19 protein-coding genes are annotated in these 19,117 nt (G+C 72.6%); 10 read left to right on the forward strand and 9 right to left on the reverse strand.

Annotated elements, in window-relative coordinates:
• Nucleotides 1-244 precede the first annotated feature (244 nt).
• Nucleotides 245-553 carry a putative quinol monooxygenase gene (locus WDV06_RS11395; RefSeq protein WP_395509548.1) on the reverse strand — a complete coding sequence of 103 codons (309 nt, stop codon included), beginning with the start codon at nt 551-553 and terminating at the stop codon, nt 245-247.
• Between the two features lie 94 nt (nt 554-647).
• Here WDV06_RS11395 and pdxR point away from each other — a divergent pair, with 94 nt between their 5' ends.
• Nucleotides 648-2,090, forward strand: a complete 1,443-nt coding sequence (pdxR, locus tag WDV06_RS11400; RefSeq protein ID WP_395509549.1) for a MocR-like pyridoxine biosynthesis transcription factor PdxR — start codon at nt 648-650, stop codon at nt 2,088-2,090.
• A gap of 341 nt (nt 2,091-2,431) precedes the next feature.
• Nucleotides 2,432-3,802 (forward strand): lipase family protein, encoded by a 1,371-nt coding sequence (locus WDV06_RS11405; RefSeq protein WP_395509550.1) that lies wholly within the window; start codon nt 2,432-2,434, stop codon nt 3,800-3,802.
• 96 nt (nt 3,803-3,898) lie between these two features.
• Here WDV06_RS11405 and WDV06_RS11410 read toward each other — a convergent pair whose 3' ends face one another.
• A complete protein-coding gene (locus WDV06_RS11410) occupies nt 3,899-4,909 on the reverse strand; it encodes a quinone oxidoreductase family protein (protein WP_395509551.1) in 1,011 nt (336 codons plus the stop codon).
• Between the two features lie 294 nt (nt 4,910-5,203).
• Nucleotides 5,204-5,476, reverse strand: a complete 273-nt coding sequence (locus WDV06_RS11415) for a hypothetical protein (protein WP_395509552.1) — start codon at nt 5,474-5,476, stop codon at nt 5,204-5,206.
• 282 nt (nt 5,477-5,758) lie between these two features.
• Between WDV06_RS11415 and WDV06_RS11420 the strand changes: the two genes are divergently transcribed.
• Entirely contained in the window at nt 5,759-6,214 is a 456-nt protein-coding gene (locus WDV06_RS11420) for an RpiB/LacA/LacB family sugar-phosphate isomerase (RefSeq protein WP_395509553.1), read from the forward strand.
• Nucleotides 6,215-6,271: 57 nt separating this feature from the next.
• On the opposite strand, the gene WDV06_RS11425 is transcribed toward WDV06_RS11420, so the two are convergent.
• From WDV06_RS11425 to WDV06_RS11450, 6 genes are all read right to left on the reverse strand, one after another.
• The gene (locus WDV06_RS11425; protein ID WP_395509554.1) at nt 6,272-6,709 is read right to left on the reverse strand and encodes a hypothetical protein; all 438 of its coding nucleotides are present in this window, start codon (nt 6,707-6,709) and stop codon (nt 6,272-6,274) included.
• A gap of 169 nt (nt 6,710-6,878) precedes the next feature.
• Entirely contained in the window at nt 6,879-8,066 is a 1,188-nt protein-coding gene (locus WDV06_RS11430; protein ID WP_395509555.1) for a geranylgeranyl reductase family protein, read from the reverse strand.
• Nucleotides 8,067-8,258: 192 nt separating this feature from the next.
• Nucleotides 8,259-9,113 (reverse strand): hypothetical protein, encoded by an 855-nt coding sequence (locus tag WDV06_RS11435; RefSeq protein WP_395509556.1) that lies wholly within the window; start codon nt 9,111-9,113, stop codon nt 8,259-8,261.
• A complete protein-coding gene (locus WDV06_RS11440; RefSeq protein WP_395509557.1) occupies nt 9,110-9,706 on the reverse strand; it encodes an ATP-binding cassette domain-containing protein in 597 nt (198 codons plus the stop codon). Before WDV06_RS11440 ends, WDV06_RS11435 begins: the two co-directional genes overlap by 4 nt.
• Nucleotides 9,707-9,873: 167 nt before the next feature.
• Nucleotides 9,874-10,938, reverse strand: coding sequence for a terpene synthase family protein (locus tag WDV06_RS11445; protein ID WP_395509558.1), 1,065 nt, complete (start codon nt 10,936-10,938; stop codon nt 9,874-9,876).
• Nucleotides 10,935-11,981 (reverse strand): polyprenyl synthetase family protein, encoded by a 1,047-nt coding sequence (locus tag WDV06_RS11450; RefSeq protein WP_395509559.1) that lies wholly within the window; start codon nt 11,979-11,981, stop codon nt 10,935-10,937. The genes WDV06_RS11445 and WDV06_RS11450 overlap by 4 nt, the downstream gene beginning before the upstream one ends.
• 518 nt (nt 11,982-12,499) lie before the next feature.
• On the opposite strand from WDV06_RS11450, the gene WDV06_RS11455 reads away from it, so the two are divergent.
• The 7 genes from WDV06_RS11455 (at nt 12,500) to WDV06_RS11485 (ending at nt 19,083) form a co-directional block, all read left to right on the forward strand.
• Nucleotides 12,500-12,781, forward strand: a complete 282-nt coding sequence (locus tag WDV06_RS11455; RefSeq protein WP_395509560.1) for a polyprenyl synthetase — start codon at nt 12,500-12,502, stop codon at nt 12,779-12,781.
• On the forward strand, nt 12,774-13,826 hold the full coding sequence (locus tag WDV06_RS11460) for a polyprenyl synthetase family protein (RefSeq protein ID WP_395509561.1): 1,053 nt from the start codon (nt 12,774-12,776) through the stop codon (nt 13,824-13,826). Before WDV06_RS11455 ends, WDV06_RS11460 begins: the two co-directional genes overlap by 8 nt.
• Nucleotides 13,827-13,882: 56 nt before the next feature.
• Complete coding sequence (locus WDV06_RS11465; protein WP_395509562.1) at nt 13,883-15,046, forward strand: oxygenase MpaB family protein; 1,164 nt, start codon at nt 13,883-13,885, stop codon at nt 15,044-15,046.
• Between the two features lie 119 nt (nt 15,047-15,165).
• A complete protein-coding gene (locus WDV06_RS11470; RefSeq protein ID WP_395509563.1) occupies nt 15,166-16,284 on the forward strand; it encodes a MerR family transcriptional regulator in 1,119 nt (372 codons plus the stop codon).
• Between the two features lie 396 nt (nt 16,285-16,680).
• Nucleotides 16,681-17,733, forward strand: a complete 1,053-nt coding sequence (locus tag WDV06_RS11475; RefSeq protein ID WP_395509564.1) for a polyprenyl synthetase family protein — start codon at nt 16,681-16,683, stop codon at nt 17,731-17,733.
• A 48-nt stretch (nt 17,734-17,781) separates the two neighbouring features.
• Nucleotides 17,782-18,774: a beta-ketoacyl-ACP synthase 3 gene (locus WDV06_RS11480; RefSeq protein ID WP_395509565.1), complete on the forward strand. Its 993-nt coding sequence runs from the start codon at nt 17,782-17,784 to the stop codon at nt 18,772-18,774.
• Nucleotides 18,775-18,840: 66 nt separating this feature from the next.
• A complete protein-coding gene (locus WDV06_RS11485) occupies nt 18,841-19,083 on the forward strand; it encodes an acyl carrier protein (protein ID WP_395509566.1) in 243 nt (80 codons plus the stop codon).
• Nucleotides 19,084-19,117: the final 34 nt, after the last annotated feature.

Genomic DNA, 19,117 nt, shown 5'->3' on the forward strand with positions numbered 1-19,117 from the left:
GGGAACGAGCCCCACCACGTCGACTGGACGCGCGGGAGTTCGTCGCGTCGCCACCGCGTCACAAGTGGCAGGTTCCTTCGGCTGACCATTCATGAACGGAATCCTGCCAGGCAGAACCGAGCGTCGCTGTTGTCCGTACCTGGCGCCGGGCGACGGATTCAATGCTCAGTTGCGGGCGGCCGGCCGGCGGCCGCTGCGGCTTCTGCGACGAACGGCCGGGGGGCGACACGGCCGACGGGCGGACTCAGGCGATGTGGCGGAGGAGGCTGACGCGAAGCTCGCCGTCGAGGAGGTCGTCCAGCCGGGCTGTGAAGTCCTGTAGGTGGGCGGTCTGGAGGTTCGCGGCGTGATCGGCGCGGCTGCGCCAGATCTCGTAGAAGCAGAACGAGGCGGGGTCGTCCACATCAACGTGCAGTCTGTAGGCGACGCAGCCCGGCTCGCGCGACGTGGGTGCCACGAGCGCTGTGAGTGCCTGGTGCAGAGCCTGCTCCTTGCCGGGCTTGGCCCGCAGCTGGGCGACGACTGTCAGGGCGTGGGATTCGATGTTCGTCATCAGGGGTGTTCCTGTTCATGGCGCGGTGACCCGTTGCCACCGGCTGCACAGGACGACGCTAGGGGCAAGTAGTCCGGCTATACAGTCCTCTTTCATGGGCATTGACCGAACCAATCGAGCCACCGGCCTCCTCATCGAACTGTCCGAGGACGGTGGGTCGTTGTACGAGCGCTTGACGAGGGGGATCAGGACCGCGATCGTGGACGGCCGCCTGGGACCGGGCCACCTGCTCCCCCCGAGCCGCGCGCTGGCCGCCGAACTCGGCTGCTCCCGATGGGTCGTCAACGAGGCGTACACCCAGCTCGCCGCCGAGGGCCAACTGCAGACGCGGCAGGGCTCCGGCACGCGCGTCACGGCCCATGCCACCGGGCCCCGCCCGGACCGGGCACCAACGACCCGGCGTGCCCCTTCCGCACCGCCGGTGGTGGCCGACCTCCGGCCGGGCACACCGGACGTGGCCGCGTTCCCCGCACCCGGGTGGACGCGGTCCATGCAACACGTCCTCGCCACCGCCGACTGGGAACCATCGGTCTTCCCGCAGGCGGCAGGCGCGCAGCGGTTGCGGGAGGTCGTTGCCGCCCATCTTGGCCGGGTACGCGGACTGACGGTCGAGGCCGACGAGGTGCTCATCACCTGCGGTACCTCCCACGGCGTGTCGCTCGTCGCGCGGGTCCTGGCCGCACGGGGGGTCGCACACCTGGCTGTCGAGGATCCCGGCTGGCCCCGTCTGCACCAGGTCGCGGCCGCCGCCGGCCTGCCCACCGAGCCGGTCGCCGTGGACGCGGAGGGCCTCGACGTCGAGGCGCTGACTCGAACAGACGCCCGGGCGGTGCTGTGCGCGCCGGCCCATCAGTTCCCCACGGGCGCGGCCCTGTCCCCGGCACGCCGGAGGGCTTTGCTCGCCTGGGCCGCGCAGCGCGCCGCCGTCATCGTCGAAGACGACTACGACGCCGAGTTCCGCTACGACCGCAGACCCGTCGGCGCGCTGGCCGGCCTCGACCGCAACCTCGTGGTCTACCTGGGCTCGGTCAGCAAGACCCTGCATCCCGGACTGCGTCTGGGCTGGATGGTCCCACCGCCGGCGCTGCGCCGGCCGCTGCTTGACGCCCTCGACAGCGCGGCCGCCGGCCCCAGCACCCTGGACCAGCTCACCTTCGCCAGGCTGGCCGGCACCGGCGGCTACGACAAGCACCTGCGCCGTGTGCGCAAGACGTACAGGGCCCGCCGCGACGCCCTGGTGACCGCGCTGGGCAGCCATGCCGTCATCCGCGACTGCGGCCCGGTCCGCGGCATCGCCGCAGGCCTGCACCTGTTGGTCCCGCTGCCCCCCGGCCTCCACGACCACACGATCGTCGAACACCTCGCAGACCGCGGCATCGCCACGGTCGCCCTCTCCGGATATACCACCCGGCGCCACCCTCCGGCCCTGGTCATCGGCTACGGCCGGCTCTCCCCGAGCCGCGCGCAGTGGGCGGCCGAGCAGATCGCGGAGGTCCTCCTCGACCAGCCACCGACTTCGGCGCTCGGGCGGGGGTGACCGGCCAGCCGGTTCGTGCAGCAGCTGACCGGCCGTTCGCCGTGTGCGTCACCGGCGCAGCCCTCCCGAAAGTTCGGAGGCGCACGGGGGCGCGGAGTCCGATGGGCCAGTGCCCCTTGGCGCCGTGCGCGCGCCAGGTGTCGTCGCCCCCCGGACCCGACCGGCCCCCATACCTTTCCCCTGTTGGCAGGGCCGCGCACGTCATCGGTCGTACGACACCCAAGCCGGCGCCGGCGCCGGGCGTACCCGGGCAGCCAGAACCGCCGCCGGGCCGCGGCACCAACCGGCCGAAGGCGGTCCCTGCGGTGACTCATCCGGCAGACGAGGGAAGGCGGCAGTACATGGCCAGGCACGGCAGCGAACCGAGGGTCGACGTCAGCACCGCGGCGTGGACGGGCGCGGAGGGCGCCGAGGAGGCGCAGGGCGAGGCGCCGGAACCGCTCCGGCAGGGAGTGCTGTTCGCGCCCACACTGCGGGGGGACACGTCCCGCAAGGTGAACAAGCCGAATACGGTGTGGCAGCTCACCGGCGCGTTCGCGTACGACGGGGAGACGGCCACCGGGACCGCCGCCGTCTACTACGGCCTCGACGCCGACGGCACGCCCCACAAGGGCCTGGTCAACCCGATGATCTTCGCGGACGGGTTCAACTACGGCGAGAGCAGCCTCGACGACCTCTGCTCCCACCTCGACGCGCCCTACAACGCCGACGGCAAGCGGCTGCTCAGCCAGCTGCTTGCCGCGGGTGTGGACGTCATCCTGCTGGGCTTCAAGGAGCGCCACACCCACATCCAGGCCAACGCGGCCGTCGCGGTCAGCGCCATTCGCAGGGCCATCACCGACCGGCAGGAGGGCGGCGCCCCCCTGATCGTGGGCGGCGTCAGCATGGGCGGACTCATCACCCGGTACGCGCTGGCCTGGATGGAGAACGAGGGCGAGGACCACGAGAGCCGCATCTACCTCTCCTACGACTCCCCGCACAACGGCGCCTGGATCCCGGTCGCCCTGCAGCAGCTGGCGTACTTCTTCGAGTCCGTTCCCGACCCTTCCGGCAAGCCGAAGCAGGCCGAGCTGATCAGGAGCGCCGCCGCCCAGCAGCTCCTGTGGGCCTGGGTGCCGAACGCCAAGGACTCCGGCGCCGTCGCGACCTGGAGCGAGAAGCGCGTCCGGTTCCTCCAGGACCTGAAGGACATCGGATGGTTCCCGTCCAAGCCGGGCCTGCGCAGGATCGGCGTCGCCAACGGCACCGGTGACGGCACCTCGGGCCCGCTGCTGCCGGACGAGCCGGTCTTCGACTGGAGGGCCCCGGGAATCGCCCGCGCGGTACTGCGCACCCAGCCGGCTTTCGGCCAGGACCAGGAAGTCGTACGGATGTCGGCCCTGCTCCTCGGCTACCGTACGAGCCGCACCAGCGAGATCCCCCCGCTCGACGGCGCGCCCGGCGGCACCCTCAGCTCGTACGGCATGCTCGCCGACGCGCTCGGCGCCACGATCGACGAGCGCCACCGCTCCGGCTGCTTCGTGCCCTCGGTCAGCGCCGTCGCCCTCAAGTACGACCCCGTCACCTGGGACGTCGACCTCACCACCCCCCTCAACGACCTCCCCTCCGGCCGTAGCGAGCTGGACGCCTTCCGCTGCGACGACACCAACTCCGAGCACAGCCTGGTGACCGAGAGCCTCGCCGAGTGGATCCTCGCCGAACTCATCGGCTGACCGCGCCGGCCACGGATGGAGCCGGCCCGACCAGGACCGAGCCGCCGTCACCGGGCCCCCGCGCGTGCAGCGCGGGGGCCCTACGCGTCTCGGGGATCAGCTCTGCGTCTCCTCGCGGCGTCCCGTAGCGGCCGCACCGGGTACGACGAGCAGCTTGCCGGTGGTGCGCCGAGCCTCCAGATCGCTGTGGGCCCGGGCGGCCTCGGACAGGGCGTAGCGGCCCGTTACGGTGACCTCAAGCGCCTTGGAGCGCACCCACTCGAACACATCGGCGGCCCGTCGGAGCAGTTCGGACCGGTCGGCGATGAAGTCCCCGAGGCTGGGCCGGATCAGGGTCAGCGAACCGCCGTGGGCGAGCCGCATCGGATCGAACGGCGGCACGGCACCACTTGCCGCGCCGAAGAGCACGAGGTGGCCGCGCCTTCGCAGGCTGGCGAGGCTCGCGTCGAAGGTGTGCGCGCCGACGCCGTCGAAGACGACCGGCAGTCCCTGACCGCCGTTGAGCCGCCTCACCTCGGCTGCGAGATCGTCGACTGCGGAGGAAAGGATCACCTCGGCGGCCCCGGCGCGCTTCGCCGGCTCGGCCTTCGCCGTGGTCGACGTCGTGCCGATCACCCTGCCGCCGAGATGGGTGATGAGCTGGGTCAAGAGCAGCCCCATGCCACCAGCAGCCGCGTGCACGAGCACCGTGTCGCCCGGCTGAACCGGGTAGGCGTCCTTGATGAGATAGTGCGCGGTCATGCCTTGCAGGAGCACGGCGGCGGCGGTGTCGAAGCCGATGTCGTCGGGCAGCGGCACCAGCCGCGAGGCGTCCACGACGGCCCGCTCGGCGTACGTGCCGGGAATCTCCACCCAACCGACCCGGTCCCCGACCGCGACGCCGGTGACGCCGGGTCCGACTTCGACGACCGTGCCGGCGCCCTCGGTGCCCGGGGTGAAGGGCAGCGGGAGGCTGTACCGCCCGTCGCGGTGGTAGACGTCGAGGAAGTTGACCCCGGATGCGGCGACCTCCACGACCGCCTCGCCCGGCCCCGGCGGCGGCTGGTCCACCTCGACCTCCCGCAGCACCTCGGGACCGCCCACTTCGTACACCTGAATCGCTCGCATGACCCCTCCAATGACGGCTTGTCCCCCCAACCCCGTCGATGCCGATCCGATTCCCGGCATGCGGACCACTCCGCCGTCCCCGCTGACATCTGTCGGCATGGAGAGACCCTGCCTGTGCGGGCCAGGGGCAGGCACCCGCTCTCCAACGAAGGCCGCGGCCCGCTGTGGGAGCACCACGACATGGGGTGCCCCGCCTTCCTGCCGGCGGTGCTCACAGGAACGGCGGCCTCGCATCGGGCGCCGATCGTGGAGTGGGCGGCGGGCCGCCGGAGCGGCCCCCGCACCACCAGCAGGTCAGCGGATGGCCGTCCCCGGGTCTTCCAGTTCGTACGGGGACACCCACCAGCCGTTGCGGCAGATGCGGCCCTCGGGGTCGTGGTCGCCCTCGGCGTACTCACCGCTGCCGGTCTTCTCGCCGTTGGGGCCCGTGAAGTAGCTGGTGTAGTAGTAGCGGCAGCCGGCGGCGGCAGCCCTCGCGGCGGGCGCGGCCTGCGCCGCGGGGACGACGGTGAGTGCTGCCGCGGCCGTACAGGCGGCGACGGCGACAACACGCGTGAACGTCTTCATGACGGGGATCTCCTTCCTCAGCGGGGCGGGTGGTTCGCGCGCCCTCGCGCCGCCAAGGCTGCTGTCATCCGCCCTTCGGCGCGCAGCCCACGCGCAGAGCTTCACCCGGCCTGGGCGGGGAAACCGATTCGCCGCTGCGCCATACGGTGCAACGGTCTGGGCGGCCGGGCTCGCCGGCCACAGGCTGCGCCGCGCCCGGTCGTCGGGGGCCGGCGGCCCGGGCTTGGCGTCGGCAGTACGAGGCAGACCGCCGTCCGTTGCACAGCCGGTTACTCTCGGGGCATGCGGATCTCCGTTTCCTCGGACATGGACGAGCCCGTGGCTCGCGCGCTCCTCGGGCAGCTGCGCGACCGCGGGCACGAGGTGGTGCCGTACGGGGCGCTGAGACCGGGCGACGATCCGCAGTGGGCGGCCTGCTCGGAGGCGGCAGCCCGCGAGGTCGCCGCCGGGAACGCCGACCAGGCCGTCGTGTGCTGCTGGACCGGTACGGGCGCCTCGATCGCCGCGAACAAGGTTCCCGGCGTACGCGCGGCCCTGTGCACGGACGCCTACACGGCGGACGGGGCGCGCCGCTGGAATGACGCCAACGTGCTCGCGCTCAGCCTGCGCCTGACCTCGGAACCGCTGCTCAAGGAGATCCTCGACGCCTGGTTCGCCGCCGATGCGAGCACGGACGCCGAGGACCGGGAGAACGTAGCGCGCGTCAAACGGCTCGACGGCAGCCGAACCACACCCTGAATCAAGGGGGGCCGGCCGCCACCGTGGTCCGCGGCAAGCGCCGCTGTCGGCAGGCGTTCATGGTGAGGGCCGGCGTGGGGGTGGGAGTACGGACGTCAGTACTCCCAGGGCCCGGACCCGGTCGGCTTCCGCCGCCGCGACGCGGGCGCGGACCGCGTCGGCGGTGTCCGGGTCGGCGGCGACGTCGGGTTCGACCACCGCCCAGCCCTCGCCTTCGGCGGTGGGCACGGTGATGACCTCCAGGTCGGTGCGGCCCGTCATCAGCACCGCCAGCAGGCTCAGGTACTCGCGCTGCAGCACCGGCCCGAACGCCGAGCCCTCCGGCCCGGCCAGCACCGCCGTGTGGCCCTCGGCCAGCATCGCGCAGGTGTCCCGCACGGCCGCCACCACCGCCTCGAAAACGGCCGGCCCGCACCGGGCCGCCAGAGCCGCGAGGTAGCCGTCCAGCAGGTCACCGTCCACGTGACCGCCCGCGTCACCGCCTGAAGCCGGCATCGACCTCGCCCACCATTCCGCACCGTCCCGCAAGCCGCCGGGCGCCCCACCCCAGGCCGTCAGGTTACGCCCCCAGGGCCGACGGGGCAGCCACTTCACCGTGATCAGTCCTGCCCCGGCACAGCGGGCGCGAACCCGGCAGGAGCACGGCAGCCGGGAACGTGCCGGGTCAGCGGTCGAGTCTCAGCGCGCGGCCTGCCGGATGGGTGTGCAGGGCCTCGGCCAGCGGCGTCGAGCCCCGGGTGGTCTTCGCCAGCAGGTTCCATACGGGGCGGATGCGGGTGACCGCCATGTACGACAGGCCGGTGTGCCGCTGGAGGAAGTCGAAGACGCGCCGTCCCACGGTCATCTCCGCGCCGAGGCCCGTCGTGACGGCGTTCGCGTAGTGCAGTGCCTGGCGGTGGACGTCCGCCGTGTCGCGGGCCTGCGCGATGCGCACCGCCGACTCTCCCGCGAGGCGGCCCGAGCGCAAGGCGAAGGAGATGCCTTCGCGGGTCCACGGTTCGAGCAGGCCGGCCGCGTCGCCGCACACCAGGACCCGGCCGCGGAACAGCGGGGAGTCGTCGCTGCGGCAGCGCGTCAGGTGGCCGGAGGAGATGCTGGGCTCGTAGTCCGCGAGGCCGAGCCGGACCACGAAGTCCTCGAAGTACTGTTTCGTGGCCGCGCCTTCGCCGCGCCTGGAGATCACGCCGACGGTGAGCGTGTCGCCCTTGGGGAACACCCAGCCGTAGCTGCCCGGCAGGGGACCCCAGTCGACGAGCACCCGGCCCGCCCAGTGGGCAGCGACCTTCGCCGGCACGGGAATTTCCGCCTCCAGGCCCAGGTCCACCTGGTCGAGTCTCACCCCGACGTGCGCTCCCACGCGGCCCGCGCTGCCGTCGGCGCCCACGACCGCGCGCGCCAGGACGGTCTCGCCGCCCTGGAGGACGAGCCGGGCCGTGCCCGCGTCCGGCTGGTGCTGTTCCACGCGCGCCACGGTGGCTCCGGTGCGTACCTCGGCGCCCGCCTGCCGGGCGTGCTCCACCAGTTGCCGGTCGAACTCCGACCGGTTGACGAGCCCGAACAGCGTCCTACGGGAGCGGCGCGTGCGGGAAAACCTGCCGTTCCGTGTGAACGTCACCGCGCGCACCCGGTCGCGCAGTCTCAGCTCGAAGCCCGGCGGCAGCGCGTCTCGCGAGAGGCCGATGATGCCGCCGCCGCACGTCTTGTACCGCGGCAGTCGTGCTTTCTCCAGGAGGAGCACGCGGCCTCCCGCGGCGGCGGCCGCGTAGGCCGCGGAGGCTCCGGCGGGGCCGGCTCCGACCACGACGACGTCCCAGACCTGCTGCGGATCGTCCGCTGGCTTCTCGGTGCTCACGTCGGTCTTCCCCTCGCAGTTCCGTCGTGGTGGTGGGGGATTCTGTCGCGCGTGCCCGCGTGGCTTTCCGCATGCGCTGCGAGATTACAGCGGGCCGTAGGACTCGCTCCGCAGGACGAGCGGCGCGGCGCCGGGGAGGACCTCGTACGCGAGACACCGCTCACCCCGCTCGCGCTGCCCGGCGCCCGGCGATCACCGAGCGGTGCCGTGGGGAGCGACCGTGGCGTGCCCGCACGGTGGGCCGCCGAGGGGACGTTCGGGGGGAGAAGGGGGAGAAAGGGGCCGTGGCCGGTGGTAGGAGCGGGTGCGCAGCCAGAAGGCCAGCGTGCCCACCGCCGAGGTGAGCGCGAACCACACCAGTCCTCTGGCCGCGAAGCCGCCCGGCCACGCCTGGGTGAACGCCGCCGCGTAGGCGGCCTGGGAGGGGCCGTACAGGGGCATGAAGGGCAGCCACGGCTGGTCGGCGGGCGGGTTCAGGCCCGGGTTCTGCAGGCCGTTGTCGATGATGCTGGTCATGATGACGACGAAGAAGCCCTCCAGCTCGCCCCGCAGGAGGGAGCCCAGCATGATGCCGAGGCCGCCGAACGCGGTGTTCGCCGCGAACAGCGCCAGCGCCGTTCCTCCTGCCTGCCGCTGTGTGAAGGACAGGTGGATCAGCGCGGTCGCGTACAGCGCGAGCAGGGCGGCGATGACGAGCAGCGCGGCGGCCCGGGCCGCCATCAGGTGGCGGCGGGGGTAGCCGGCCAGGACCAGGCGCCGCTCCAGGGGCCCGGATTTGAGCGTCTCCAGGAACGCCATGAACCCGGTGATCACGGTGACGGAGTTCATCACGCTGGAGACCTGGCTGCTCTGGTTGTTGTCGGCGCCGATGTACCCGCCCGCCGGGAACACCTGGAAGTGCAGGGTCGCATGGTAGGAGCAGGCTCTTGTGAGGAAGAGCCATCCGGGCGTGAAGACGAGGGCGAGCACCAGCGCGAGCCGGTTGCGCTGATGCGCCGCCAGGACGAACCGCAGCGCCGTCGTGAACGGCGTGACGTGTGCCCTCACCGCTGCCGGGCCCCTTCGGTGAGGACGCCGTCCCGCAGCTCGTAGACCGTGTCGAAGTGCTGGAGGTCGTGGAGGAGGTGGGAGACGACCACGACCGCCTGCCCGTCGTCGCGGAACCGCCGGGCCAGGTGCCAGAAGCGCCGGTGCGTGTCCCAGTCGAACCCTTGGTACGGCTCGTCGAGGACCAGGAGCGTGGGCCGGTTCATCAGGGCGAGCACCAGGTTCAGCTTCTGGCGGGTGCCGCCCGAGAGCGTTCCCACCTGCTGCTCCATCGCGTCGGGGCAGCCCAGCGCTCCCAGCAGGTCCTGGGCGTGTCCGGTGTCGGGCAGCCCGTGGGCGGTCCGGAACAGTTCGAGGTGCTGCGAGACGCTGAGCAAGGGGTTGACCACGGTCTCCTGGGGGCAGTAGCCGATCCGGCCGTCCCGGTGCACCGCGCCCTCGTCGGGGGCCAGTTCGCCCACCATGGTGCGCAGCAGCGTGGTCTTGCCCGCGCCGTTCTCGCCGGTCACGCCCAGCAGGGTGCCGGGCTCGACCGTCACGTTCACGCCGCGCAGCACGCTCCGGGCGCCGTAGGACTTCCACACGCCTTGCATGGACAGGGGAGCCCCGGTGCTCTGCCTGACCGGTTGCCGGCCCGTGCGGAATCCGTTCTTCACGGAACGGGCCAAGGAGCGAGCGGTGGGCAGGGCCCGAGGCGTCGTTCGTGCGACCGCGTGACGTTGTCCTGCGTGGTGGTGCACCGGTTCCATCCCGTTCGCTGTCAGTGGGCCAGCTGTGTCCATCGTCCGATCTGCGGAGGGAGCCGGGATCGGCGGGGGCCGCGGTGCGGCGGTGTCGGGCCGGAGGTGATGGGAGGTTTCCGCTGGTGGGGGGTGGTGTAGCGGAGGGTGTCGCGGCTGAAGGTGGTGATCCCGGCGGAGGCCCGGCCGAGGAGGTCGACGTAGTCGCGTGTGCGGGGGCCGGTGTCGGCGCGGGCGGCGGCGGCGAGCCGAAGGTGGAGGTCCATGACGCGGTCGCGCAGGGCGGCGGCGTCGTCGACGGCTTCCTGGAGGGTGCGGGGGCCGGGTTCGGCGAGCAGGACGGGGATCAGGCCGCAGTCGTACTCGCCGCGGTCTTCTTCCTTGCGGCGGGAGAGGAGTTCGTTGTCGAGGAAGGCGGCCGTCAGGGCGGTCTCCTGGGCGGCCTGGACCAGGGGTGAGCCGATCTCGTGGGGAGGCAGGTCGAACTCGCCGGCGATCTCGACCAGGCTGGCCATCCACCGGCCGGAGGCCAGGGCGTAGCGGAAGGGCAGGTAGTGGTCCAGGGGCGGCAGGGAGGCGGTGCGGCGCAGGGAGGCTTCGTGGACGCAGCCGAGGGCGTAGGCGCGGATGCCGTCCTGGGCGCGCTGCCAGGGGGCGGGGAGGGCGCAGGCGCGCAGGTCGTCGATGGCTGCCGCCCATGCGCGGGTCCACGGGTCGGGGTCGTCGTGGCCGGTTTCGGGTGCGTCCATGACGGCGGCGAAGCGGGTGGCCCGGTGGATGAGGCGGTGCAGGGAGCGCTCGGAGTCCGCCGACTGGTCTTCCTGGTCGTCGATGGCGAAGCCGACGGCGACGGCGCGGGCCATGGCGTGTGCGCAGGGTCCGGTCGCGGCCGGGATCGCGTAGCCCACGAGTTGGGCGCCCGCCGCGCCGAACCGGGCGGCGCCGGCTTCGTCGGGGCATGCTCCGGTCTGTCGGAGGAAGGCGGCGACCGGGGCGGCGAGTTCGAGGCTGTCGTGGTTGGCGACGGTGTCGATCGGGGCCCACAGGGCGGGGAGCTCGTAGGTCATCGGGCTGCCGGGGGTCATCGGTCGCTGAGGGCGTAGGTGGTGGCGAGTGCGGCGAGGGCTTCGCGGGCGGCGGGGTCGGGGACGAGGTGGTCCAGGGGGGCGAGGGCGTCGTCGAGCTGGCGGCGGGTTTCCGTCAGGGTGGCTTCGCGGCCTCCGCACCGGTCGATGAGGTCGGCCGCGCGTTGTGCGTCCTGGTCGCTGAGCGGGCCGGGCGGGGCGTGGTGGTAGAGGTCGACGAGACGTTCCTGCTGTTCGCCGGTCTGGGCCAGGGCCGTGAGGAGGGGGTAGGTCTTCTTGCGGCTCTTGAGGTCGGAGTGCGCCTGTTTTCCGGTGAGTGAGGGGTCTCCCCAGATCCCGAGGTAGTCGTTGCGCAGCTGCCAGATGAGGCCGAGGCGGCTGCCGAACGCGGCCAGTCCCTCCACGGTGGCCGCGTCGGCGCCGGCGAAGGTCGCGCCCAGCGCGCAGCCGCACTCGGCGAACGACCCGGCCTTTCCGTCGACCATGGTCAGGTAGTCCTGGAGGGTGACCTCGTCCCGGTCTTCGAAGCGGATGTCGAGGAGTTGCCCGGCGTTGAGCTTGACGACGGTGCGGGCCAGCCAGCCGGTCGTCACGGCTGCCAGGTCGGGCCGCGCGGTGGCCAGGACGTCGAAGGCCACCGCGGTGAGGGCGTTCCCGGCGAGGATCGCGTCCGGCTCGCCGAACAGGGCCCAGACCGCCGGCCTTCCCCGGCGGGTGCGGTCGCGGTCGATGATGTCGTCGTGGATGACCGCCGCGTTGAAGGCCAGCTCGCAGGCCAGCGCGGCGGGCAGGCCCCGGCGCCAGTCGCGGCCGTTGAGGCAGGCGGTCAGCAGCGTCAGGGCGCCGAGCCGTCGGCGCCCACTGGGCAACGCACAGCTGCGGCCCTGCTCGTCGCGCCAGCCGAAGTAGTAGGCCACGGCCTGGTGCGCGGCCGGTTCGAGTGCGGAAACGGCCTCCCGGAGGCCGGATTCCAGGCTGCCCCGGACATCGCTCAGCCAGTCGGATCCATTCGGCCGGCTGCCCGTGCGAAAAGAGTGATCCATCTCGCGCTCCTGTCGATATTTAAGGCACGCCGATTTTCCGGCTCCGCGAGCGGAAACGGAAAGGAATCATCGCCATCCAGGAACAGCCGGACGTGGCATGTTTCCGGATGCATGGGCACGACAGACTGGCAGCACTGCGGCCGGCAATGATTTTTCAGGTGATTCCGGTCGATGCGCGGAGAAGGATTCATCGGGGCAGACCGGGAGGACCAGCGGTGGGTCGATCGACATTGTTTCCCCCCGGCCCCGCCCTTGTCAAAGGGGCGCCGGGTGCTCGATGCATTCACCTCCGGAGGGGCGTACGCCCGGCGCACGTCCAAGTGACCCGGTCGCGGGTGTGCGCCGAATCCTGCCCCCCAGCTCATTTCAGCCTGCACGGAAGACTTCTCTCGCTACGTCACGCCACACGAACCGAAAGCGCGTCCATATTTTCACCACATCAGGTAACACCCGGCGGATCCTTGATTTCATGGCGTTAGCGTGAGTTCGGCAATGCAGAATCGCGCAGGAGGAGAGGTATGAAATCTTCGATGGAAGACCAGGGCCTGGACCGGCAGGCGCTACTGCTCGCGGCCGGCCTGGCGGACGTGGCGGTCAGTACCGCCTGCTCGGCCCTGGCAGGGGTACGGCAACTGCTGCGCCGGTCCGACGGTCCCGACCTCGTCCAGGACGCGCAGCAGGACCTCATGGCCCGCGGCCGCATCGCCCTGGAGCGCGTCGCACCGGCGGCCCCGGCGCACCTGGAGGTCCTGGCCCAGCACGTCGTGGCCCGCGGGGCCGCTTTCGCCGACGATGTCTGAGCACTGGGACCCGGCCGGCTTCAAGGACCGGATCGACGCGCTGCTGGAGGACTTCCTGGCGGCCGAGGCCGAGCGGCTCGTGACGATCGACGGCGCGCTGCGGCCGGTCACGGAGCAGCTGCGGGTGGCCGCGCGGCACGGCAAGCGCATGAGGGCGGCCTTCTGCTACTGGGGGTGGCGGGCGTCCGGCCAGCCGGGATGTGACGCCCTGCTGCGCGCGGCCGCCTCCATGGAGCTCGTCCACGCCGCGGCGACCGTCCACGACGACATCATCGACGACAGCCCGATACGCCACGGCCTGCCCACCGTCCACGTCGCCCTGGAGACGCCCCTGGCCGGCGGGTCGCGTCCGCGCGCCGGGGGCCGCTCGCTGGCCATGCTGGTCGGCGACCACCTGATGTCCCTGGCGGGGCAGCTGTTCGCCGAGAGTGGCCTGCCTGCCGCCTACCTGAGCCGGGCCCGGCCCATGTGGGCGGACCTGGCACGGGAACTGATCGCCGGCGAATGCCTGGAGATCCTCGCCACGGGGGCGTGCCCCGACCCGGAGGTCTCCCTCAAGGTCATCCGTTACAAGACGGCCAAGTACACCGTCGAACAGCCCCTCCTCATCGGCGCCCTGCTCGCGGGTGCCTCCCCCGGACTGCGCGAGGCCCTGTCGGCGTACGGGCTGCCGCTGGGAGAAGCGTTCCAGCTGCGCGACGACCTCCTGGGCCTGTTCGGCGACCCGGAACACACGGGCAAGGCGAGCCTGGACGACATCCGCGCCAACCGCCCCACCGCCCTGCTGGCCATGACCTGGCAGGCCGCCCTGCCCTCCCAGCGCGACCACCTCGCCGCCGTTCTGGGAAGCCGCGACCTGGACGACGGCCACCTGCGCGAGGTGCGCGAGCTGATGGTCGAACTGGAAGCACCACAACGGGTGGAGGAGCTGATCGCGCAACGGGTTCGGGAGGCCGTCCGCCACCTGAACGGGGCCGGTGTGCCCGCGCAGGCCCGACAGGCCCTGACCGTCCTCGCCCACCACGCCACCGACCGCCACCGATGACCCCACTGCGCGGCATCCGCCCACCGCCGTCCAGCCCGTCCGAAGGGACCGCCGAGATGATCTACACCGAGACCTCGATGAACGCCTTGCGCCAGAGCGGGGACGAGCTCGCCGACGCCGTCGTGGCCACCCTGTTCGAGCGGGGGGAAGTCGGCACGTTCAACACCCTGATGCGCTACGTCTCCGCCGTCGGCTCACCCCTGCCGGACGGACTGCCCGACGTCGCCCGCGAGTACCTCGCCACCACCGCCGCGCCCCCTTCCTGGGTCGACTGGGGCGAGATGGAGAAGGCGCGGCTGTTCTTCATCGACAACAACGTCCACATCACCACCGCCCTGTCCTTCGCCTCCATGCCCGCCTGCTACCTCGTGCCGCACGTGGCCAAGCTGCTGTCCGCCACGCACGGGCTGAACTACCCCTCCAAGCGGATGGCGGAGACGGGTCAGTTCACGGTCTACCTGATGAGGCCCGACGCCTTCGAGGCCGGCAGCCGCTTCGTCCCCGCCGCGCAGAAGGTCCGCCTCCTGCACGCCTCCATCCGCCACCACCTGCGGCGCGAGGGCCGCTGGGACACCGGGGTCCTGGGGACGCCGATCTGCCAGGAGGACATGATCGGCGGGCAGATGTTCTTCTCCCTGCTCGTCCTGGACAGCCTGCACCGGCTCGGCATCCACATGTCCACCGAGGGCGCCGAGTCCTACTTCTACGCCTGGCGCGTCGTCGGCGCCATGCTCGGCGTCGACCAGGGCGCCGCACCCGCGACCCTCGACGAGGCCCGGCGGTTCCTCGACCGCTACATGATCCGCCACATGGGCCCCTCCGACGAGGGCTCCCACCTGACCCGCCAGCTGATCGACCTCTACGAGGAAGTCGTCCCCGGCACCTTCTTCGACCCGATCGTCTCCGCCCTCATCCGCCACCTGGTCGGCGACACCTGCGCCGACTGGCTCCAGGTCCCCCGCACCGGCTGGGACCGCGTCGTCAAGGTCATCCCCAGCCTGCTGGGGGTACTGGAGACCATCGAGGACCACTCACCGCTGGGCGCCTGGGCCCTGGACCGCCTCGGCCACCTCACCACCGTCTTCGAACTCTCCTCCCTCACCCGCGGCCGGGTCATGCACTACGCCATCCCCGAGCACCTGAAGAAGGACTTCGGCCTCGACCACGCGGTGCCGCCCCACCGCCGCTGGACCCCGCCCGCCCCCACCCAGGTGCCCTGAGGCCGAGGGCTCGCGGGCCGGTTCGTCAACGTCCCGCACCCGGGAGCGCCGACTGCGCCCCTGTTCCACCCCGCCGTCCCGCCCGAGAGGCATCCCATCCGAGGAGGTGTACAGCGGAGATGACGCCCGACGACGCGACACCGCCCGTTCCGCGCCACCACGTCCCCGCAGGTCCGACGGCCGCGTCCGTCCCCAGGCGGTCCGACGTCGTCGACGACCTCGGTGACGTCGTCGGCGGGGGCGCCCCCGGACACCCCGCCCCGCCCGCCGACCCGGCCGCCCGTACGACCGGAGCCGCTGGGGCCGGAGCAGGGGTGTCCACCGGCACCCTGGCGCGCCGGCTCGGCGTCTCACCCACCACCATCCGCTCCTGGGAGCGCCGCTACGGCATCGGGCCCGCCCGACGCGCACCGGGGCGCCACCGGCGGTGGGAACCCCGGGACATCGCCGTACTGGAGGAGATGTGCCGGCTCACCTCCCGCGGTGTCCCCCCGAGCGAAGCCGCCCGGGCCGCGCTGGCCGGCGCCCGCCCCGGCCCCGCTCCGGCCGTCCCCCCGCCCGCCGGCCGGGCGGCGGGCGCCCCGGGCGGTCGTACGCTGCCGGTGGGAACCGTCCGGCCCGAGTGCCGGGGCCTGGCCAAGGCCGCCGTGCGCCTCGACGTCGGCGAGCTCACCCGTATCCTGCGGGACAGCATCCGCGATCTCGGCCTGGTCACCGCCTGGACCGAGGTCATGACCCCCGCCCTGCGCGCCGCGGGGCGCCAGTGGATCACCGAGGGGGAACGTTTCGTCGAAGTGGAGCACCTGCTCTCCTGGCACGTCGCCGTCGCTCTGCGGGAGAGCGCCCGTCGCGCCGACCCGGCCACCGGTCCGACGGCGGTGCTCGCCTGCATGCCCAACGAACTGCACTCCCTCGCCCTCGAAGCGGTCGCCGCCGGACTCGCCGAACGCGGCATCCCCTGCCGCATGTTCGGTGCCGCGCTGCCCCCGGAAGCGCTGATGGAGGCCGTACGCCGCACCGGACCGCCTGCCGTCCTGCTCTGGTCGCAGATCCAGCGCACCGCCGACCGTGCCCTGGCCGATCGTGTCGCCCGGACCACCTGGGGGCCGCCCGGAGCACGCGTCAGCCCCACCGTCATCACGGCCGGTCCAGGCTGGACCGGTCCCCGGCTGCCCGGCGCTCTGCGCCCCCGCGACCTCGCCACCGCCCTCGACCAGTTGACGGAACTGATGCCCTGACAGGTGGGGGAGCCGCTGCGAAAACGATGCTGCTTTCGCGCGGGAGCACCCACTCGCTATGTTCCATGGCAGTGCGGATCGTACGGCGCCCTGGTGCCGGAAGGCCTCCGCCGGCCGAGCTCCCGCATCCCGCGACATGCGGGCCCGGGAGAAGCGCCGCATCACCGAACCGCTTCCCTCTTCCTGACGGGCCGTCGATCCCGTCGGGCGAAACCTGCGCATCCACGAGGCCTTGGCGCCGGCGCACCCGCCGACGCCGGTCAGGCCACCGCACGTCGGCCGTCCGGCGGCTCCGGTGACTCCCCCGGAGCCCCCCCCCGGCGGAACCCCGCCGAGCGGGCCGAAGGCCCCGTGACACACCGAGCCCCGGAAACCAGCGAGCATCGGAGCACCGCGATGCCGATCCCCCTGTCCTCCCTCCCCGCCACAGCCGGCCCGGCCGGCGGTCTGGACCTCGACCGGATCCGAGACCGGACCGCCGACATCGTCACCGAGTTCTTCGCCACCAGGACCGGCCCCCTCGCCCGGCCCCTCCGCGAGGCGACCGAGGGCGGCAAGATGTTCCGCCCCGTCCTGTGCACGGTCGGCTGGCACGCCGCCGGCGGCCCGCCCGCGGACGACCCGGCGCTGCACCTCGGTGCTTCGTTGGAGCTGTTCCACGCCTCCCTCCTCATCCACGACGACATCTGCGACCAGGCCGACACCCGCCGCGGCCGCCCGACCCTCCACCGGGCGCTGGAAGCCGAGTACCCCGGCGCCGGTACGGGCCTCGCCCTGGTGGCCGGCGATCTGCTGGCCTTCTGGCACCAGGAGGTCGTCGACCGCGCTCCCCTGAACTCCGGCCAACTCCGGCGCGCCCGGACGGTGTTCGCGAGGATGCGGGAGGAGGTCTTCGAAGGCCAGTACCGCGAACTGGCGCTGTCCCGGCAGGGCCCCGTCGAGGACCTCGACGAGATCCTCGCCGTCGCCCGCGCGAAGTCCGGCAACTACTCGGTCACCTGGCCCCTGGTCCTGGGTTCCACCCTCGCCACCGCCGACCCCGCCGTACCCGCCGCGCTGCACCGCTACGCCGTCCCGCTCGGCGAGGCGTTCCAGCTACGCGACGACCTGCTGGGGGTCTTCAGCGACCCCGGGGTCAGCGGCAAGCCGGTCGGCGACGACCTGCGCGAGGGGAAGCCGACCGCCCTCCTCGCCCTCGCCTGGCGCACCGCCGACCCCGACCAGAGGCGGGTGCTGCGCGCACACGTCGGACGCCGGGACGCCACCGAGGCGGAGATCGCCGAGTGCCGGGCGGTCCTGGTCGCCCTCGGCGTTCCCGGCCGCGTCGAGACGATGATCGACGAGCGGTACGGGCAGGCGGTCGAGGCCCTCGGACGAGCCGCGGTCACCGGCCCGGCACGCACCACCCTGCGGCACCTCGCACACCGTCTGGCCTACCGGGACAGCTGACGACCGGCGGCAACGATTCCCGTTCACCCGTCAGAAAGGGACACCCACGTGGATGGACTTCCCGACCCGCGCCGAGCGGTCGTCAACACGATCAGGCGTTCTCCCGGCACGGGAGCCAGGATCGCGGGCCTGGGCGCCTACCGCCCCGCACGAGTGGTGGGCAATGCGGAGGCCGCCGCGGCGGCCGGGGTCGACGCGCAGTGGATCGAGCAGCGCGTGGGAGTCCGGGAACGCCGTTACGCGGCGGAGGAGGACACCGTGGTCTCCATGGCCGTCGAGGCGGGACGTTCGGCGCTCCAGGACGCTGCCGTGAGCGCCGCGGAGGTGGACACCGTCATCCTTGCCACCAGTTCCATGCCCTCGCCGATGCCCAACGGGGCGGCCCGGGTGGCGGCCGCCCTGGGCTGTCCGGCGGCCGGCTTCGACCTGAACGCGGCCTGCTCCGGGTTCAACCACGCCCTGGCCGTGGCCGACGCCCTGGTACGGGCCGGAACCGCGGGCGCCGTCCTGGTCGTCGCCGCCGAGCGGATGACCGACTGGGTGGCGCCCGAGGACCGCGACACCGGACCCATCTTCGCCGACGGGGCCGCCGGGGCCCTGGTCCTGCCGTCGAGCGAGCCGGGCATCTTCCCGGTGGCCTGGGGCAGCGACGGGGCGAAGGCCGACCTGATCGTGATCCCCCGTGCGACCGGCCGCATGGAGATCGCGGGACGCAGGGTCTTCCGCTGGGCCGCCAACGCGCTGGCGCCGGTCGTCGCGGCCGCCTGCGAGCTGGCCCGGATCAAGCCCTGCGACCTCAAGGCGTTCGTCCCCCACCAGGCCAATCTGCGCATCGTCGACGCACTGGCCCGGAGCCTTGACGCACCGGAGCTCGCGGTCGCCACGGACATCGTCGGCTCCGGCAACACCTGCGCGGCCTCCGTCCCCCTGGCCCTGCACGCGCTGCGCCGGAGCGGAGCGATCACCAGCGGCGACCCCGTCCTCCTCTTCGGCTTCGGCGCCGGCCTCACCTACGCGGCGCAGGTCGTGCACTGCCCCTGACCACCGACCGTCCACGGCCGTCACCGACGGCCCTTCCACCCCTCCCCAGATGAAGGAGAACCAGAGATGACCACCGACATCGCGGTACTGGACCGGGTCCGGCAGATCGTCGCCGCCCTCACCGAGCGCCCGGTCGAGGAGATCCGGCCCGAGGACCGGCTCTTCGAGGACCTGAGCCTGGACTCCCTCCAGATCACCGAGCTGGCCGAGAAGCTGGAGAACGACACCGGGCTGTCCGTGGACGAGGACCGGCTGAACGCGAGCGGCGTGACCGTCGTCCGCTGCGCCGAGCTCGCGACCGGCCACTGAGCCCGGACCCGGTCCGTCACCGCAGGAACCGCAC

The sequence above is a fragment of the Streptomyces racemochromogenes genome, from assembly GCF_044129415.1.
Taxonomy (GTDB): Bacteria; Actinomycetota; Actinomycetes; order Streptomycetales; family Streptomycetaceae; genus Streptomyces; species Streptomyces racemochromogenes_A.

Bases quoted from the DNA above. Each gene is read 5' to 3' on its own strand.
- WDV06_RS11395 (WP_395509548.1), bottom strand. From the start codon at position 553: ATGACGAACATCGAATCCCACGCCCTGACAGTCGTCGCCCAGCTGCGG.
- pdxR (WP_395509549.1), top strand. From the start codon at position 648: ATGGGCATTGACCGAACCAATCGAGCCACCGGCCTCCTCATCGAACTG.
- WDV06_RS11405 (WP_395509550.1), top strand. From the start codon at position 2,432: ATGGCCAGGCACGGCAGCGAACCGAGGGTCGACGTCAGCACCGCGGCG.
- WDV06_RS11410 (WP_395509551.1), bottom strand. From the start codon at position 4,909: ATGCGAGCGATTCAGGTGTACGAAGTGGGCGGTCCCGAGGTGCTGCGG.
- WDV06_RS11415 (WP_395509552.1), bottom strand. From the start codon at position 5,476: ATGAAGACGTTCACGCGTGTTGTCGCCGTCGCCGCCTGTACGGCCGCG.
- WDV06_RS11420 (WP_395509553.1), top strand. From the start codon at position 5,759: ATGCGGATCTCCGTTTCCTCGGACATGGACGAGCCCGTGGCTCGCGCG.
- WDV06_RS11425 (WP_395509554.1), bottom strand. From the start codon at position 6,709: ATGCCGGCTTCAGGCGGTGACGCGGGCGGTCACGTGGACGGTGACCTG.
- WDV06_RS11440 (WP_395509557.1), bottom strand. From the start codon at position 9,706: ATGCAAGGCGTGTGGAAGTCCTACGGCGCCCGGAGCGTGCTGCGCGGC.
- WDV06_RS11445 (WP_395509558.1), bottom strand. From the start codon at position 10,938: ATGACCCCCGGCAGCCCGATGACCTACGAGCTCCCCGCCCTGTGGGCC.
- WDV06_RS11450 (WP_395509559.1), bottom strand. From the start codon at position 11,981: ATGGATCACTCTTTTCGCACGGGCAGCCGGCCGAATGGATCCGACTGG.
- WDV06_RS11455 (WP_395509560.1), top strand. From the start codon at position 12,500: ATGAAATCTTCGATGGAAGACCAGGGCCTGGACCGGCAGGCGCTACTG.
- WDV06_RS11460 (WP_395509561.1), top strand. From the start codon at position 12,774: ATGTCTGAGCACTGGGACCCGGCCGGCTTCAAGGACCGGATCGACGCG.
- WDV06_RS11465 (WP_395509562.1), top strand. From the start codon at position 13,883: ATGATCTACACCGAGACCTCGATGAACGCCTTGCGCCAGAGCGGGGAC.
- WDV06_RS11470 (WP_395509563.1), top strand. From the start codon at position 15,166: ATGACGCCCGACGACGCGACACCGCCCGTTCCGCGCCACCACGTCCCC.
- WDV06_RS11475 (WP_395509564.1), top strand. From the start codon at position 16,681: ATGCCGATCCCCCTGTCCTCCCTCCCCGCCACAGCCGGCCCGGCCGGC.
- WDV06_RS11485 (WP_395509566.1), top strand. From the start codon at position 18,841: ATGACCACCGACATCGCGGTACTGGACCGGGTCCGGCAGATCGTCGCC.